Here is a 12536-nt window from a genome sequence, read left to right on the forward strand (position 1 = left end):
CTGTAAGAGCGGAACCAATAGTGGCCGTTACCTAAATAACGGATATGTACCCCGCCCCAAGCCCCCTCCACAATCAACAGCCTTTAAAAACCCCAGGCCGCTTCTCGATCATCGCCCGTACACCTTCCTTGGCATCCTCACTATTCAGCAGTTTCTCCACCAAAACGGGCAACCCGGCCGCCGCCGCGGTCTCCCCCTCGATCCGTGCCTGGCGCGCCGACATCAGCGTGGCCTGCACCCCCAGCGGCGCCTGCTGGGCAATGCGGTTTGCCAGCGCCACCGCCCGGGGCAACAAATCCTCGCTGGCCATCACCTCCTGCACCAACCCCAACCGCAGCGCTTCATGGGCATCAAACTCATCCCCCGTGAGCAACCAGCGCATGGCATTCCCCCACCCCGCGATCTGATGAAAGCGCAACGTCGCGCCCCCAAAAGGAAAAATCCCGCGCTGCACTTCCATCTGCGCAAACCGGGTATTGCTGGCACACAGATTGATATCCGCCGCCAACATCAACTCGATACCAATGGTCAGGCAGTACCCCTGAGCCGCAACAATCACCGGCTTACTGACCCGGGGCCCCGCGAAAACGCCCCACGGGTCACAACCACCCAACGGCGGTTGCCAGCCTTGTGCCATCGTGGGCCCCACATTGGCCAGGTCCAATCCGGCGGTAAAGTGATCGCCATGCCCGAAGACAATGGCCACCCGCGCTTGCTCATTGCGATCAAATTCGCCATACGCCAGGCTCAAATCATTGAGCAATTCCAGGTCGAACGCATTGCGCTTGGCCACGCGATCCAGGCCCAGCAACAGGATATGACCCTGCTGTTCACGGCTGACGCGGCTGCTGGTGGCTTGGTTCATGGGGTGTGCCCTCGGGCGCAAAGGGAGGTTTCGGACCGAAGGGCCCGCTGTTAAGGGTGAACCGTTTAAGCGTCATGACCAACAGGGCCGGGCCTTTGAAAAATAGACCCTGCTGCCTGGATGCGCAAAGCCTTTGATGCAGAGGCGTTTACCTGCGGTTTGCGATAAAAAAAGCTCCCTTTTTCAGCGATTTCCGGTATAGTGCGCGCCGGCCTTTAACCGGGCCGCGTTTAGGTAGCGCAATTCCCCGAAGTCAGCTTCGGCTGCACGTCCGCACAGCGGACTCTTCCTTGACGAATCTTTTTCATTCATTCGTTTTCGCAAATCCCCGCCGACAAAGCAGCCAGGGCGACTCTTGAGTCTCAACACGGCATGCGCAGCTTTGGAGCATGGGTCTTTGCGGATGCACTTAGAGGCAGACCCATGACCCAGGAAACCGGCGGCTTCGCCGCTTTTAATCTTAACCCGAACATTCTTGCTGCCGTCATCGCGACTGGCTACGAAGAACCTTCGGCTATTCAGCAGCAATCGATCCCGATCATCATGGCCGGCCAAGACATGATTGGCCAAGCGCAAACCGGTACCGGTAAAACCGCCGCGTTCGCCCTGCCAATCCTGCACTGCATCGATCCTGCCAAGCGCGAGCCGCAAGCCCTGATCCTGGCGCCAACCCGTGAGTTGGCGCTGCAAGTAGCAACCGCTTTCGAAACCTACGCCAAGCAAATGCCGGGCGTTACCGTTGTGGCCGTTTACGGCGGCGCGCCTATGGGCCCACAACTGAAAGCAATCCGTAACGGCGCACAGATCGTTGTCGCCACTCCGGGCCGTCTGTGCGACCACCTGCGTCGCGACGAAAAAGTGCTGTCGACCGTGAACCACCTGGTTCTGGACGAAGCTGACGAAATGCTCAAGCTGGGCTTCATGGACGACCTGGAAGTCATCTTCAAGGCACTGCCAGCAACCCGTCAGACCGTACTGTTCTCGGCTACCCTGCCACAGTCGATCCGTGCAATTGCCGAACGCCATCTGCGCGATCCGCAACACGTGAAGATCCAGACCAAGACTCAGACCGTTACCGCGATCGAACAGGCTCACCTGTTGGTTCACGCTGACCAGAAGACCTCGGCTGTATTGAGCCTGCTGGAAGTCGAAGACTTCGACGCCCTGATCATGTTCGTGCGCACCAAGCAAGCGACCCTGGACCTGGCCAGCGCCCTGGAAGCCAAAGGCTACAAAGCCGCTGCGCTGAACGGTGACATTGCCCAGAACCAGCGTGAGCGCGTGATCGACTCCCTCAAGGATGGCCGTCTGGACATCGTTGTGGCGACCGACGTTGCTGCCCGTGGCCTCGACGTTCCACGTATCACCCACGTGTTCAACGTTGACATGCCTTACGATCCAGAGTCCTACGTTCACCGTATCGGCCGTACCGGCCGTGCTGGTCGCGAAGGTCGTGCATTGTTGCTGGTGACTCCACGTGAGCGCCGCATGCTGCAAGTGATCGAGCGTGTAACCGGTCAGAAAGTTGCCGAAGTCCGCCTGCCGGATGCCCAGGCCGTTCTCGATGCGCGCATCAAGAAACTGACCAACAGCCTGTCGCCACTGGTGGCTGATGCTGAATCGACCCACGGCGACCTGCTGGACCGCCTGACTGCCGATATCGGTTGCACCCCGCGTGCCCTGGCTGCAGCCCTGCTGCGCAAGGCGACCAACGGTCAGGCCCTGACCCTGGCTGCCATCGAGAAAGAACGTCCACTGGTGCCGAACAACGCTCCGCGCGGTGATCGTCCAGAGCGTACTGGCGACCGTCCGGACCGTGGTGATCGTGAGCGTCGTGCTCCGGTTCCATTGGCTGAAGGCCGTGCTCGCTGCCGTACCGCGCTGGGCGCGCGTGATGGCATCGCTGCCAAGAACCTGCTGGGCGCTATCCTCAACGAGGGTGGCCTGGCACGTGAAGCAATCGGTCGCATCCAGGTGCGTGACAGCTTCTCCCTGGTGGAACTGCCGGAAGATGGCCTGGAGAAACTCCTGACCAAGCTGAAGGACACCCGCGTTGCCGGTAAGCAGTTGAAGCTGCGTCGCTACCGCGAAGATTGATCCGCCCTTGGGCTGATTGATCGAACATAAAAAATCCCCGACTGGTTCGGGGATTTTTTTTGCCTGCAATCAGGCGAAACGGTAGATGTCCATGCCCAGCGCACCCATGGTAAAGCCTTGGTGGGCTGCGCTGAATTCACCGCCGGCGCCCCGGGCGAAATACAGCGGCAGCAAATGCTCGTCGCTGGGGTGGCTGCGCACGGCATGAGGTGCCTGGCGACGATAGTCGTGCAGCGCGGCTTCATCGTTGGCTGCCAGTTTGCTGACCATCCAATCGCGAAAATCCCGCGCCCAGGGCTCGATGCTCTCCGGCCCGGCATGCCAGTCCAGTTCGCCGAGGTTGTGGGTAATGCTGCCGGAGCCGATCAGCAGCACGCCCTGTTCCCGCAGGCTCGCCAGTGCGTGGCCGACACGGGTTTGCAGGGCAGGGCCCATGCGGCTTGGCAGCGATACCTGCACCACCGGGATATCGGCCGCCGGGTACATCAGCGACAGGGGCACCCAGGTGCCGTGGTCGAAGGGGCGCTGATCATCAATGCGCGCTTCCAGGCCGTCAGCCCTGAGCAACTGCACGATTTGGGCGGCCAACTGCGGGTCACCGGGTGCCGGGTACTGCACCGCGAACAGTTCCCGTGGGAAGCCGCCAAAGTCGTGCCAGGTCTCTGGTGCGGCGCTGCCAGTCACGAGCAGCCCCTGGCTTTCCCAGTGCGCCGAGACCACCACAATGGCCTTGGGGCGTGGCAGCTCGGCTGCCAGGCGCTTGAGTGCCGGGCCACTGGCACCGGGTTGCAGGGCAAGCATGGGCGAACCGTGGGAGATAAACAGGCTGGGCAGCATGAGTAGGGTCCTGAGGGTTAAGATGGGACCATCTTCAATCAGATCATTGATCTAAATCTAATATAAGTTTTAGCGCTATTTGATCAAGTTTTAGGGTGAATCATGGAACCTGGATTTTGGCATGAGCGTTGGGCGCGCAATCAGACGGGTTTCCACTTGCCCGAAGTGAATCCTTACCTGCTGCGTCACTGGCCCGGCCTGGGCGTGGCGAACGGGGCGCAGGTGCTGGTGCCGTTGTGCGGCAAGAGCCTGGACCTGGTGTGGCTGGCGAGCATCGGGCATCGGGTGATCGGGGTCGAGTTGTCGGAAAAGGCCGTTGAAGAGTTTTTCAGCGAGCAGGAGCTGATGCCGCAGGTCAGCCAGCGCGGCGCTTTCAAAGTTTTCCAGGCGGGTTCCATCGAGCTGTGGTGCGGGGATTTCTTCGCCCTGGATGCCGGTGCCGTGGTTGGTTGCACAGCGCTTTACGACCGGGCGGCGCTGATTGCCCTGCCACCGTTGATGCGCGAGCAGTATGCGGCGCACTTGAATGGGATTCTGGCGGGGGGCAGTCGTGGCCTGTTGATCACCCTCGACTATGAACAATCACAAAAGGCCGGCCCGCCGTTCGCGGTGAGCGATGAGGAAGTGCAATTGCTCCTGGGCGGCCGGTGGAGCCTGGATGTGCTGCAGGAGCAGGACATCCTGGGGGACAGCTGGAAGTTTGTTAAGGATGGCGTCACGCGCCTGGACGAGCGGGTGTACCGGTTGGCCAGGCGCTGAAGAGCGCCCACAAAAAAGGGGCGATTGAATCGCCCCTTCTTCTTGTCGCTGTCAGCCGCGACGACGCAGTGCGTCAATTCGCTCTTCCAGTGGCGGGTGGCTCATGAACAGGCGAGCCATGCCCTGCTTGATGCCACCGTTGATGCCAAAGGCGGTCAGGGTGTTCGGCATGTGCACCGGCAAGCCCTGTTCGGAGCGCAGGTGCTGCAGGGCGCTGATCATCGCGCCGGTACCGGCCAGGCGTGCGCCGGCTTCGTCTGCGCGGAATTCCCGTTTGCGCGAGAACCACATCACGATCGAGCTGGCGAGGAAGCCCAGTACCAGTTCGGCGAAGATGGTCGCCACGTAGTAGGCCATGCCCTGGCCCTGTTCGTTCTTGAAGATCACCTTGTCGACGAAGTTGCCGATGATCCGCGCGAAGAACATCACGAAGGTGTTCACCACGCCCTGGACCAGCGCCAGGGTGACCATGTCACCGTTGGCCACGTGGCCGATCTCGTGGGCCAGCACCGCCTTGATTTCGTCGGGCGAGAACCGCTCCAGCAAGCCCTGGCTGACGGCCACAAGGGCGTCGTTCTTGTTCCAGCCGGTAGCAAAGGCGTTCGCTTCATAGGCCGGGAAGATCCCGACTTCAGGCATCTTGATCCCGGCTTCGCGGGACAGTTGCTCGACGGTCTGCAGCAGCCATTGCTCATGACGGGTGCGTGGCTGGGTAATGATCTGGGTGCTGGTGCTCATCTTCGCCATCCACTTGGAGATGAACAGCGAGAAAATCGACCCGGCAAAACCAAAGACCGCACAGAAGATCAGCAGCTGATTGAGGTTCAGATCAACCCCGTTGGCCGCCATGATCCCATTGAAGCCGAAAAGGCTCAGCGTGATGCTGGCAATCAGCACGACCGCCAGGTTAGTGGCCAAGAACAGCAGAATGCGCATCATGGTTGTAGAATTCTCCTCATGCTTAATATGTCGCGTACTGCGGGGTATATAAGGTGCGGCATGGGGCTATTCAACCGGGGGACTATTTCAAACTGTGTCCTACAGCCTGAATGTAGAGCCTTGAAGGGAATTTCCGAGGCCTGGTGTGGCTCGGCAGCCTCGCCCCATTACCTTGCAGCCCTGTAATTATAGGGTGATGCCCGAGCAAGGGTGGAGCCGGCAGGCGTAAAAGGCGATACCGCCCGCGCAGGGCAGAGAAGTGTTGCCAGATAATCGCTGTACGACCACGGGTGGGCCGTACAGCGCAATGCCCATTACTGGCGATAGGACTTCAGGAAGTTGCCGATGCGACCGATGGCCATCTCCAGGTCATCCACCCGCGGCAGGGTGACCACCCGGAAGTGATCCGGCCACGGCCAGTTGAACGCCGTACCCTGGACCACCAGCAGCTTTTCCGACAGCAGCAGGTCGAGCACGAACTTCTCGTCGTTGAGGATCGGGCACACTTTCGGGTCGATCCGCGGGAACGCATACAGCGCCCCCATCGGCTTGACGCAACTGACGCCGGGAATCGCGTTCAACAGTTCCCAGGTGCGGTTGCGCTGCTCCAGCAGGCGGCCTTGTGGCAGCACCAGGTCGTTGATGCTCTGGTAGCCGCCCAGTGCGGTCTGGATGGCGTGCTGGCTCGGCACGTTGGCACACAGGCGCATGTTGGCCAGCATGTCGATGCCCTCGATGTAGCTCTGGGCATTGTGCTTGGGGCCGGAAATGGCGATCCAGCCGGAACGGAAGCCCGCCACCCGGTAGGATTTAGACAGCCCGTTGAAGGTCAGGCACAACAGGTCCGGCGCCAGGGAGGCGGTGCAGATGTGCACGGCGTCGTCGTAGAGGATCTTGTCGTAGATCTCATCGGAAAACACCACCAGGTTGTGCTGGCGCGCGAGTTCGAGCATGCCCAGCAACACTTCCCTGGAGTAGACGGCGCCGGTGGGGTTGTTCGGGTTGATGATCACCAGGGCCTTGGTGTTCGGGGTGATCTTGGCCTTGATGTCGGCCAGGTCCGGGAACCAGTCGGCGCCTTCGTCACACAGGTAATGCACCGGATGGCCACCGGCCAGGGTTACGGCGGCGGTCCACAGCGGGTAGTCGGGAGCCGGAACCAGCACTTCGTCGCCGTTGTTGAGCAGGGCCTGCATGGACATGACGATCAGCTCGGACACGCCGTTGCCCAGGTAGATGTCTTCGATGCCGACACCTTCAACCTGCTTCTGCTGGTAGTACTGCATGACGGCCTTGCGCGCGCTGAACAGGCCTTTGGAGTCGCTGTAGCCTTGTGCGGTAGGCAGGTTGCGGATCACGTCCTGGAGGATTTCGTCCGGCGCTTCGAAACCAAAGGGTGCCGGGTTGCCAATGTTCAGCTTGAGGATGCGATGGCCTTCCTCTTCCAGGCGTTTGGCGTGCTTGAGCACCGGGCCGCGAATGTCGTAGCAGACGTTGGCGAGCTTGTTCGATTTGCTGACCTGCATGGCGATGTGATCCTGAAAATGAACGATCCAGACGGTGTGAAGACTACCGTGCTGAGAATCCTGCGTTGGCCTGACCCATAAATACGTTTGAATGCCGGTAACGCGGGTGCCAGACTGGCGCTTTGAAGAGGCGCAATCATACGTGCCGCCTGATCCATGGAAAAGACACAGATCAGGCTTTTTCAGTTGCCGAGGTGTACCGATGGAAAAGTTGCAGAAAACCGTTGAAGAATGGAAAGCCATGCTCGACCCGGAGCAGTACAACGTGTGCCGCCTCAAAGGCACCGAGCGACCGTTCAGCGGCAAGTACAACGGCACCAAGACCGACGGCGTCTACCACTGCATCTGCTGCAATGAGCCGCTGTTCGATTCCAGGGCCAAGTTTGACTCCGGCTGCGGCTGGCCCAGCTTCTACGAGCCGATCGCCGAGCAGGCCATGGTCGAGATCCGGGACGTCAGCCACGGCATGATCCGCACCGAAGTCACCTGCGCCAAGTGCGATGCGCACCTGGGCCACGTGTTCCCGGACGGACCGCCACCGACCGGTTTGCGTTACTGCATCAACTCGGTGTGCCTGGACCTGGTACCGCGCTGAGCCGTCAAGCTCCTGCGGGATTCGTGCCCGCAGGGGCCGTTATATCAAGGCATAAGTCCCGCCAATTAAATTGCACACAATTGAATTGCCTACTATCGTTCAGTCCTTCTTATCTCTGTAGAGGCACTGCCATGAGCGACAACCTGCTGAGCATCCCTTGCACCACCATCAAGGGTGAGCAAAAGACCTTGGCCGATTTCGCCGGAAAGGCGATTCTGGTGGTCAACACTGCCAGCAAGTGCGGCTTCACCCCGCAATACAAGGGGCTTGAGGAGCTCTGGCAGCATTACAAGGACCAGGGCCTGGTGGTATTGGGCTTTCCCTGCAACCAGTTCGGCAAGCAGGAGCCGGGCAACGAAGGCGCCATTTCGGAGTTTTGCGAGCTGAACTTTGGTGTCAGTTTCCCGCTGTTCAAGAAGATTGACGTCAACGGCAGCGATGCCCACCCATTGTTCGTACAGCTCAAAAAGCAGGCCCCGGGATTGCTGGGCTCCAAGGGCATCAAGTGGAACTTCACCAAGTTCCTGATCGGTCGCGACGGCCAGGTGGTCAAGCGCTTCGCCCCGACCACCAAGCCCCAGGACCTGACCCAAGAGATCGAAGCCCTGCTCAAATGACCGACCTGTCCCTGGCCCTCGACGACCAACTGTGCTTCAAGCTCTACGCCGCCTCCCGCGCAGTCACCCGGGCCTACAAGCCGATGCTCGATCAGTTGGGCCTGACCTATCCGCAATACCTGGTGATGCTGGTGCTGTGGGAATGGCAGGCTGCAGCGGTGTCGCAGCCTACGGTCAAGGCCCTGGGCGAGCGCCTGCTGCTGGATTCCGGCACGCTGACGCCACTGCTCAAGCGCCTGGAGCAGCTTGCCCTGGTGCGGCGTCAGCGCAGTGCGCTGGATGAGCGTGAAGTGCACCTGAGCCTGACCGATGAAGGCCGGCACCTGCGCGACCGGGTGCAGCCGCTGAAGGCCCGCCTGTTGTGTGACAGCGGCGTTGATCTGAACCAGGCCGATGCCTTGCGTGACGGTCTGGATCAGCTGTTGCGCCAGATCAAAGACTTGTCGTAGTCGGCACCCACAGATCGAGCAAGGCCTTGAGTTCTTCCCGGCGAAACGGCTTGGCCAGGTAATCGTTCATGCCCGCAGCCCGGCAGCGCTCGCGTTCCTCGGACATGGCGTTGGCCGTCAAGGCGACGATCGGCAAGTCCGGCCAGCGCCCGCTGCGGCGGATCTGCCGACTGGCCTCATAGCCATCCATCACCGGCATATTGCAGTCCATCAACACCATGTCGAAGCCTTGCTCTTCCAGCAGCTTGAGGGCTTCACCACCGTGGGCGGCGACGATTACCTCGCACCCGAGCTTGCCGAGCATGCCCTTGGCCACCAGTTGATTGACCGGGTTGTCCTCCACCAGCAGGATGCGCGCCCGGTGGGCGAGGGGGCCGGTTTCCAGCTGGATCAGGTCCAGGACCAGGTCCGGATCGGTGCGCAAGTTGCGTTGCAGGACCTGGTACAGCGCGGTGCGGCTCAGAGGGCGGGCCTGTTGCTGCAAGGGGGCCAGGGCCGCGACTTCTTCGCTGGGCATGAAGTTTCCGTAGGCGGTTACCACCAGGATCGGGGCGGTGATCATCGGGCGCAGGCGGAACAGGCATTCGGGGCAGTCGGTGATCAGCAGGTCGGGATTCTGCCCGCTCAAGTCATCGTCGATGGAATAACAGCGCGGAGCCAGGCCCCAACTCGGCAGCAGGCTGTTGAGGAGTTCTGCCAGCCCGCTGCTGGTGCTGGTGATGGCGATTACATCTCCAGCCAAAGGCGCCAGGCGCACCGCCGGCAAGTGGGTCGGCAAGGGCAGGTCGGCACAGAACTGGCTGCCAAAGCCAGCTTCCGAGCTGATGCTCAGGCGGCCCTTCATGGCTTCGCACAGGTTGTGGGTCAGCGCCAGGCCCAGGCCTGTCCCGCCGAACTGGCGGGTGATGCCCGCACCGGCTTGGGTGAACGGCTGGAAAATCTTGACCTGGGCATCCTGGGCGATCCCGATACCGGTGTCGCACACCTCGATCCTGACCCGGCCGGCCTGGGCACTGAGGCGTACATCCACCCGGCCGAAACGTGTGAACTTCAGGGCGTTGGACAGCAAATTGCTGACAATCTGCCGTACCCGCGTCGGGTCGCCCAGCACCTGGGCGGGAAACTGCGGGTCGATCAGGCACGTCAGCTCCACGCTGGGCGCGGCGTTTTGCGAGAGCAGGTTGGCGGTGTCTTCCACCAGTGAACCGAGGTCGAACGGGATGCTTTCCAGTTCCAGTTGGCCGGCGTCGAACTTCGACAGGTCGAGGATATCGTTGAGTAGCTCCACCAGTACTTTGCCGGAGTCATGGGCGATCGACAGTTGCTGGCGTTGCTCGGCGTTCAGCGGGCTGTCGAGGGAGAGGGCGATCATCCCCAGCAGGCCGTTCAGCGGTGTACGGATTTCATGGCTCATGTTGGCCAGGAACGCCGCCCGTGCCTGGGCCATGCCCAGGGCCGTCATCTTCGCCGCTTCCAGCTCGTCGTTCGACAGCGTCAGCCGATGATTGATCGCCTTGAGCTCGGTGGTGCGGGCGGAGACGATGTCTTCCAGTTGGCCGAGGTATTCGGTCAGGCGATTTTCAGCATGCAGGCGTTGCTGGATTTCAGTCTCCATGTTTTCAAACTGTTGGTTGGCGACGTTGACCAGTACGCCGATCTCGTCGTGCTCGTGCCCCGGCGGGCAGTCCAGGCGCTCGTGCTTGCGTGAGCTCAGCTCGCGGATAATGCGCACCAGCGGCTTGGTCAGCATCACGTAGAAAAGCGCCAACAGAATGCCGGTGAGGATCAGGCTGCGGGCGAAGCCGTTGAGCAGGGTGATCTCGGCGCGGTGCAGGAAGCGGCTGCCGAACGCGTAGGTGTCTACGTCAAGACGCAGTACACCGAGGGAATCGTTGGGCATGTGGGCGAGGTAGAGCCGATCTTCGAATTGGCGGTTGGCGCCAAACAGGAAGTCGCTGATGGGCCGGTAGGTGCTTTCCTTGCGCGGGCGATGGACATCGGCCAGCACCAAACCGTTGTTGTCGATCAGTTGTGCATGGGTGATGGCGGGGGAGTGCAGCAGGCCCAGCGTCAGTTCCTGGGCCAGCTCGGCGTCGATGTTGTAGGCGATGCGCGAAGCCGGGTTATGGCTGATTTCAATCAGCGCACGTATTTCCCGGTTGATGGAAGCGTCTTCGCTGGCATAATCAATCCCAATCTGTATCAGGCTGAGCAAGGTTCCCAAGACGAATCCGACCAGCACTGTCAGTCTGGCTTGTTTATAAGACAAGCGGTGGGCGAACTTGATATCCATCGGGTGCTGTACCACTTTACGTTTCCTTTCGCCCGGCAAGCATAGCTGAACATCCACAGGCTCAAACTTGCCCGGCATGAATCGATTTTATTCGGTGCAGCCCTGCACGGTCTGCCTCAGGGTTGCCAATACGCCATCTTTTACAAGAACTTGCCAGAGGAATAGTCGTGGATTCTCGATTGAATGCCTTTCTTGAGCGTGCCGACGCGGTACTGGCTCGCCTGGAGCCCTTGTTGCCTGCCCCGCGTGAAGCCGTTGACTGGAACCATTGCCTGGCTGCCCGTTGGCAGCGCGAAGGTCGCAGCGGCTTTTTATTGCCACTGGAAGTCAGCCTGGATATGCGCCTGTCCGACCTGATCGGCGTGGATAAACAGCGCGAACAATTGGCCCGTAACACCCAACAGTTTCTCGACGGCCTGCCGGCCAACCATGCGCTGCTCTGGGGCTCGCGCGGCACCGGTAAATCGTCCATGGTGCGCGCCTTGCTGGCGCAGCACGCCAAGGCCGGGCTGCGCCTGATCGAAATCGAGCGCGATCACCTGGCGGACTTGCCGCGGGTGGTCGAGCAACTGATCAAATTGCCACAACGCTTTGTGTTGTTCTGCGATGACCTGTCTTTCGAAGCCGGCGAGAGCGATTATCGTGTACTCAAGAGCGTACTCGACGGCTCCCTGGAGCAGGCGCCGGAAAACGTCCTGTTGTATGCCACCTCCAACCGTCGTCACCTGGTGCCCGAGAACCAGAGCGATAACGAGAACTGGAAGACCATAGACGGCGAGCTGCATCCCAACGAAGCGGTGGAGGACAAGATTGCCCTGTCTGACCGTTTCGGTTTGTGGCTGTCGTTTTACCCGTTCAATCAGGAGCACTTCCTGGATGTGGTCGAGCACTGGATCGGCGAGTTGGCGAGCAAGGCCGGTCTGCAGTGGCAACGCGATGAAGAGTTGGACATCCTCGCCGTGCGCTGGGCCACCGGGCGCGGTAATCGCAACGGCCGTTGTGCCTATCAGTTCGCCCGCTACTGGGTGGGCCTCAAGTTGTTGGAGCGTCAACCATGATTGATTTGCAACAGGCTGGAACCGGCCTCGATGGCTACGCCATGCTGCATGCGCAGCTGGAATCGCTGTTGGCGGATGAGCGGGATTTTATTGCCAATGCCGCGCAGTTTTCTGCGTTCCTGTTCAACCAGCTGGATGATTTGAACTGGGCAGGCTTCTACCTCAACCGCAATGAAGAGCTGGTGCTCGGGCCGTTCCAGGGGCAGATCGCCTGTGTGCGCATTCCGTTCGGTCGCGGTGTGTGCGGCGCGGCAGCGGCCTCGCGGCAAACCCAGCGGGTGGAAGACGTGCACGCGTTCCCGGGGCATATCGCCTGTGACAGTGCGTCCAACAGCGAGTTGGTCGTCCCGTTGGTCAAGGACGGGCGCTTGATTGGTGTGCTCGACCTGGACAGCCCATCGCTGTCGCGGTTTACCCCGCAGGATCAGGCCGGCATCGAGCAGTTGGCGGCGATTTTCCTGCGGTTGACCGATTGTTGATGGGGTGAGTCTCCTGCAGGAG

The 12536-nt window shown here is 60.7% G+C and carries 12 protein-coding genes; 7 read left to right on the forward strand and 5 right to left on the reverse strand.

Going from position 1 to position 12536, the window contains the following annotated elements; translation table 11 throughout:
- Positions 1-73: 73 nt before the first annotated feature.
- On the reverse strand, positions 74-865 hold the full coding sequence (locus HX807_RS29060; RefSeq protein ID WP_177051892.1) for a crotonase/enoyl-CoA hydratase family protein: 792 nt from the start codon (positions 863-865) through the stop codon (positions 74-76).
- Positions 866-1288: 423 nt separating this feature from the next.
- Here HX807_RS29060 and HX807_RS29065 point away from each other — a divergent pair, with 423 nt between their 5' ends.
- Positions 1289-2962, forward strand: coding sequence for a DEAD/DEAH box helicase (locus tag HX807_RS29065; RefSeq protein WP_003209050.1), 1674 nt, complete (start codon positions 1289-1291; stop codon positions 2960-2962).
- Positions 2963-3031: 69 nt separating this feature from the next.
- Here the strand turns inward: HX807_RS29065 and HX807_RS29070 are convergent, their stop codons facing one another.
- Positions 3032-3799 (reverse strand): class III extradiol ring-cleavage dioxygenase, encoded by a 768-nt coding sequence (locus HX807_RS29070; protein WP_177051893.1) that lies wholly within the window; start codon positions 3797-3799, stop codon positions 3032-3034.
- Positions 3800-3901: 102 nt separating this feature from the next.
- On the opposite strand from HX807_RS29070, the gene HX807_RS29075 reads away from it, so the two are divergent.
- Complete coding sequence (locus HX807_RS29075) at positions 3902-4558, forward strand: thiopurine S-methyltransferase (protein ID WP_177040539.1); 657 nt, start codon at positions 3902-3904, stop codon at positions 4556-4558.
- Between the two features lie 51 nt (positions 4559-4609).
- On the opposite strand, the gene htpX is transcribed toward HX807_RS29075, so the two are convergent.
- Positions 4610-5497 carry a protease HtpX gene (gene htpX / locus HX807_RS29080; RefSeq protein WP_003209055.1) on the reverse strand — a complete coding sequence of 296 codons (888 nt, stop codon included), beginning with the start codon at positions 5495-5497 and terminating at the stop codon, positions 4610-4612.
- Between the two features lie 314 nt (positions 5498-5811).
- Positions 5812-7023: a pyridoxal phosphate-dependent aminotransferase gene (locus HX807_RS29085; RefSeq protein ID WP_003209058.1), complete on the reverse strand. Its 1212-nt coding sequence runs from the start codon at positions 7021-7023 to the stop codon at positions 5812-5814.
- A gap of 202 nt (positions 7024-7225) precedes the next feature.
- Here HX807_RS29085 and msrB point away from each other — a divergent pair, with 202 nt between their 5' ends.
- From msrB to HX807_RS29100, 3 genes are all read left to right on the forward strand, one after another.
- Positions 7226-7618 carry a peptide-methionine (R)-S-oxide reductase MsrB gene (gene msrB, locus HX807_RS29090; RefSeq protein WP_003209059.1) on the forward strand — a complete coding sequence of 131 codons (393 nt, stop codon included), beginning with the start codon at positions 7226-7228 and terminating at the stop codon, positions 7616-7618.
- A gap of 131 nt (positions 7619-7749) precedes the next feature.
- Complete coding sequence (locus tag HX807_RS29095) at positions 7750-8235, forward strand: glutathione peroxidase (RefSeq protein ID WP_003209061.1); 486 nt, start codon at positions 7750-7752, stop codon at positions 8233-8235.
- Positions 8232-8684, forward strand: coding sequence for a MarR family winged helix-turn-helix transcriptional regulator (locus HX807_RS29100; RefSeq protein ID WP_003209062.1), 453 nt, complete (start codon positions 8232-8234; stop codon positions 8682-8684). The genes HX807_RS29095 and HX807_RS29100 overlap by 4 nt, the downstream gene beginning before the upstream one ends.
- Here the strand turns inward: HX807_RS29100 and HX807_RS29105 are convergent.
- Entirely contained in the window at positions 8668-10977 is a 2310-nt protein-coding gene (locus HX807_RS29105; protein WP_177051895.1) for a response regulator, read from the reverse strand. The two genes, HX807_RS29100 and HX807_RS29105, sit on opposite strands and share 17 nt — an antisense overlap.
- Before the next feature lie 167 nt (positions 10978-11144).
- On the opposite strand from HX807_RS29105, the gene HX807_RS29110 reads away from it, so the two are divergent.
- Together HX807_RS29110 and HX807_RS29115 are read left to right on the forward strand one after the other, a co-directional pair.
- Positions 11145-12035, forward strand: a complete 891-nt coding sequence (locus HX807_RS29110; protein WP_003209065.1) for an ATP-binding protein — start codon at positions 11145-11147, stop codon at positions 12033-12035.
- On the forward strand, positions 12032-12514 hold the full coding sequence (locus HX807_RS29115; protein WP_003209067.1) for a GAF domain-containing protein: 483 nt from the start codon (positions 12032-12034) through the stop codon (positions 12512-12514). The genes HX807_RS29110 and HX807_RS29115 overlap by 4 nt, the downstream gene beginning before the upstream one ends.
- The last annotated feature ends 22 nt before the right edge of the window (positions 12515-12536 follow it).

Origin of the sequence: Pseudomonas sp. D8002, assembly GCF_013385695.1 — a bacterium.
In the GTDB taxonomy this organism is placed as follows: Bacteria; Pseudomonadota; Gammaproteobacteria; order Pseudomonadales; family Pseudomonadaceae; genus Aquipseudomonas.